Source organism: Streptomyces anatolicus (genome assembly GCF_019400875.1).
Classification (GTDB): domain Bacteria; phylum Actinomycetota; class Actinomycetes; order Streptomycetales; family Streptomycetaceae; genus Streptomyces; species Streptomyces anatolicus.
Genome location: NZ_WMBF01000528.1, coordinates 1 through 4,108, shown reverse-complemented (window position 1 = coordinate 4,108; position 4,108 = coordinate 1). Strand labels below are relative to the sequence as shown.

Sequence of the window (4,108 nt, the reverse complement as noted above, 5' to 3'; positions counted from 1 at the left end):
GCCCGAGGGCTACATGTCGGAAGCCCGAGCCCGCAGCGCCCTCTCCACTCCCGCTCGCGACTCCGTGATCAGGCGGCGCAGTGCCGCCGACGGGTTCGTCGAGGCCAGCCACGCGTCCGTGGCCTCCAGCGTGGCCTGCGAGACCTGGAGGCTCGGGTAGAGGCCGATGGCGATCTGCTGCGCCATCTCGTGCGAGCGGGAGTCCCACGCCTCCTTGACCGCCGCGAAGAACTTCTCCGTGTAGGGAGCGAGGAGTTCACGCTGGTCGGTCTGGACGAAGCCGCCGATCACCGCCTCCTGGATCGCGTTGGGGAGCGTGTCGGACTCGACGACCGAGGCCCACGCCGCCGCCTTCGCCTCCGCCGTCGGCCGCGCCGCCCGCGCCGACGCCGCGTGCCGCTCGCCCGCCGCCGTCTTGTCCCGCTCCAGCTCCGCCGCGATGCCCGCCTCGTCGAGACGGCCCGTCGCCGCGAGGCGGCCCACGAACGCCCAGCGCAGCTCCGTGTCGACGGCAAGGCCCTCGATCGACTCCGTGCCGTCGAGCAGCCGCTCCAGGAGCGACAGCTCCGCGTCCGTACGTGCCGTCGCCGCGAACGCCCGCGCCCACGCCAGCTGGTGGTCGCTGCCCGGCTCGGCCGAGCGCAGGTGGGACAGGGCCGCCTCCGTCCAGCGGCCCAGCGCCTCCTCACGGCGGGCCGGCGCCGCGTACAGGTCGAGCGCCAGCTTCACCTGGCGGTGCAGCGACTGCACCACGCCGATGTCGGACTCCTTGCCGATGCCGGAGAGGACCAGGGAGAGGTAGTCCCGGGTCGGCAGCTCCGCGTCACGCGTCATGTCCCAGGCGGAGGCCCAGCACAGGGCGCGCGGCAGCGACGCCTCGAAGTCGCCGATGTGGTCCGTGACGAACGCCAGCGACTCGGCGTCCAGGCGGACCTTCGCGTACGACAGGTCGTCGTCGTTCAGCAGGATCACGGCCGGGCGCGCCTTGCCCACCAGCGCGTCCACCGCCGTCAGCTCACCGTCGACGTCCAGCTCCACGCGCTCGGTGCGCACCAGCTTGCCCGACGCCTCGTCCAGGTCGTAGAGGCCGATGGCGATGCGGTGGGGACGCAGGGTCGGCTCGCCCTTGGCACCGGCCGGCAGCGCCGGGGCCTCCTGCTTCACCGCGAACGACGTGATGACGCCCCGCGTGTCGACGTCCACGACCGGGCGCAGCACGTTGATGCCCGCCGTCTCCAGCCACTTCTTCGACCACGTCTTCAGGTCGCGCCCGCTGGTCTCCTCCAGGGCGCCGAGCAGGTCCGAAAGGCGCGTGTTGCCGAACGCGTGCGCCTTGAAATACGCCTGCACGCCCCGGAAGAACTCGTCCATCCCGACATACGCCACCAGCTGCTTCAGCACCGACGCGCCCTTGGCGTACGTAATGCCGTCGAAGTTGACGAGCACGTCGTCCAGGTCGCGGATGTCCGCCATGATCGGGTGCGTCGACGGCAGCTGGTCCTGGCGGTACGCCCACGTCTTCATGGAGTTGGCGAACGTCGTCCACGAGTGCGGCCAGCGCGAGCCCTCCGCGTACGCCTGGCAGGCGATCGAGGTGTACGTCGCGAACGACTCGTTCAGCCAGAGGTCGTTCCACCACTCCATCGTCACCAGGTCGCCGAACCACATGTGGGCCAGCTCGTGGAGGATGGTCTCCGCGCGCGTCTCGTACGCCGCGTCGGTCACCTTCGAACGGAACACGTACTGGTCGCGGATGGTCACCGCGCCCGCGTTCTCCATCGCGCCCGCGTTGAACTCCGGCACGAAGAGCTGGTCGTACTTCGCGAACGGGTACGCGTAGTCGAACTTCTCCTGGAACCAGTCGAACCCCTGCCGCGTCACCTCGAAGATCGCGTCCGAGTCGAGGAACTCGGCGAGCGAGGGCCGGCAGTAGATGCCGAGCGGCACCGACTGGCCGCCCGGACCCTCGTACGACGAGTGCACCGAGTGGTACGGGCCGACGATCAGGGCGGTGATGTACGAGGAGATGCGCGGCGTCGGCTCGAAGAACCAGACGTCATCCTTCGGCTCGGGCGTCGGCGAGTTGGAGATGACCGTCCAGCCGCTCGGCGCCTTCACCGTGAACTGGAACGTCGCCTTGAGGTCCGGCTGCTCGAAGCTCGCGAAGACGCGGCGCGCGTCCGGCACCTCGAACTGCGTGTAGAGGTACGCCTGCTGGTCGACCGGGTCGACGAAGCGGTGCAGGCCCTCGCCGGTGTTGGTGTAGTCGCAGTCGGCGACGACCGTCAGCTCGTTGGGGCCCGCCTCCAGGTGCTTCAGCCTGATGCGCGAGTCGCGGAAGACCGCGGCCACGTCCAGCGAGTGGCCGTTCAGGACGACCTCGTGGACCGCGGGGGCCACCAGGTCGATGAAGGTCTCCGCGTCCGCCTCCGCGGAGTCGAAGCGCACCGTGGTCACGGACCGGAAGGTGCCGCCCTCCTGTGCTCCGGAGAGATCGAGGTCGATCTCGTACGAGTCAACGGTGAGCAGCTTCGCCCGCTGCTGCGCCTCTTCGCGGGTCAGATTGGTGCCGGGCACGCGGTCATCTCCTCGGGTACGACGAGTGGGTCATGTGGGTGTTTCCCCGTGGTTCTTCGGGGGCGCGACTTGTGGTGTTTCCGGCCATCCTTCCATGCGGGTTCGCACGCCCGCCCGGGCCATTGTTCTCCCGCTGCCGTGCCGCTACGCTCCGCGCCACCGCCCCGGCCCGGGCAGGCCGCCGACCACGGCCTGCGGTCACCCGCCGGGCGCGCGGCCACTGGGCGGCCGACGGGGAACGCCGGGGCCGCCGGGACCACAGGGGGACGTGGGAATGCTGGGGATCGAGGGGCCGCGCCGCGCCGGCCCGGCCGCGCGGCGGCCATGATCGACGTACTGGTGGCGGGCGCCGGCATCGGAGGGCTCACCGCCGCGCTCGGCCTGCACGCCGCGGGCATCGACGTACGCGTGGTGGACGCCGTCGACGAGCTGCGTCCGGCCGGCGTCGGCATCAACCTGCTCCCGCACGCCGTACGGGAGTTGACCGAACTGGGGCTCGGCGCCGAGCTGGCCGCGACCGCGGTGGCGCCGGACTCCCTCGTCCACTTCGACCGGCACGGCAACCGCATCTGGGGCGAGCCGCGCGGCCTCGCCGTCGGCCACCACTGGCCGCAGTACTCCCTCCACCGCGGCGCCCTCCAACTGCTCCTCCTGGACGCGGTGCGCGACCGGATCGGCGACCACGCGGTGCACACCGGCACCGCCTTCGTCCGCCTCGCCGAGCGCGAGGGCGCCGCGCTGCGGGTGATCCTGCGGGACATGGCACGCGGTCGCGAGTACGCGGTACGGGCGAGGGCCCTGGTCGGCGCCGACGGGCTGCACTCGGCGGTACGGGCCATGCTCCACCCCGGCGAGGGGCCGCCGCTGTGGAACGGCATCCGGATGTGGCGCGGCGTCGTCGAGTGGCACCCCGTGCTCGGCGGGCGGACGGTCGCGATCGCGGGCAGCAACACCGCCGCGAAACTCGTCGTCTACCCGATCTCGCGGCAGGCCCAGGAGCGGGGCAGGGCGGTGCTCAACTGGGTGGCGGAGGTACGGTTCCCGCGGGTGCACCGGCACGCCATGGCGGGGCCCGCCGACTGGAACCGCTCCGGGCGGCTCTCGGACGTCCTGCCGTACTACGCGGGGTGGCGCATCGGCGACCTCGACGTGCCCGCGCTCTTCGCGGCCACGCGGCACATCCTGGAGTACCCGATGGTGGACAGGGATCCGCTGGCGTGGTGGGGCCGCGGCCCGGTGACCCTGCTCGGCGACGCGGCGCACCCCATGTATCCGGTGGGGTCCAACGGCTGCTCCCAGGCGATCCTCGACGCGTGCGTACTCGCCCGGTGCCTCGCGTATGCCTCGCCGGACCGGGAGGCGGGGCTGCGGGCCTACGAGGAGGCGCGCCGGGAGCCGGCCAACGCGGTCGTCCTCGCCAACCGGGACATGCCGGCCGAGCGGGTCCTCCAGGCGGTGGCGGAGCGGGCGCCGGAGGGGTTCGAGCGGGTGGAGGATGTGCTGACGGGGGAGGAGTTGGGGGCGTTGGGGG

At 72.0% G+C, this 4,108-nt stretch carries 2 protein-coding genes; one reads left to right on the top strand and one right to left on the bottom strand.

The genetic code is table 11. The features are described 5' to 3' along the window. Window positions 1-9 precede the first annotated feature (9 nt). The gene (gene pepN / locus GKQ77_RS28880) at window positions 10-2,577 is read right to left on the bottom strand and encodes an aminopeptidase N (RefSeq protein WP_219691972.1); all 2,568 of its coding nucleotides are present in this window, start codon (window positions 2,575-2,577) and stop codon (window positions 10-12) included. 324 nt (window positions 2,578-2,901) lie between these two features. Here pepN and GKQ77_RS28875 point away from each other — a divergent pair. After that, on the top strand, window positions 2,902-4,108 hold a 1,207-nt coding region (locus tag GKQ77_RS28875), incomplete at its 3' end, for a flavin-dependent oxidoreductase (RefSeq protein WP_219691970.1).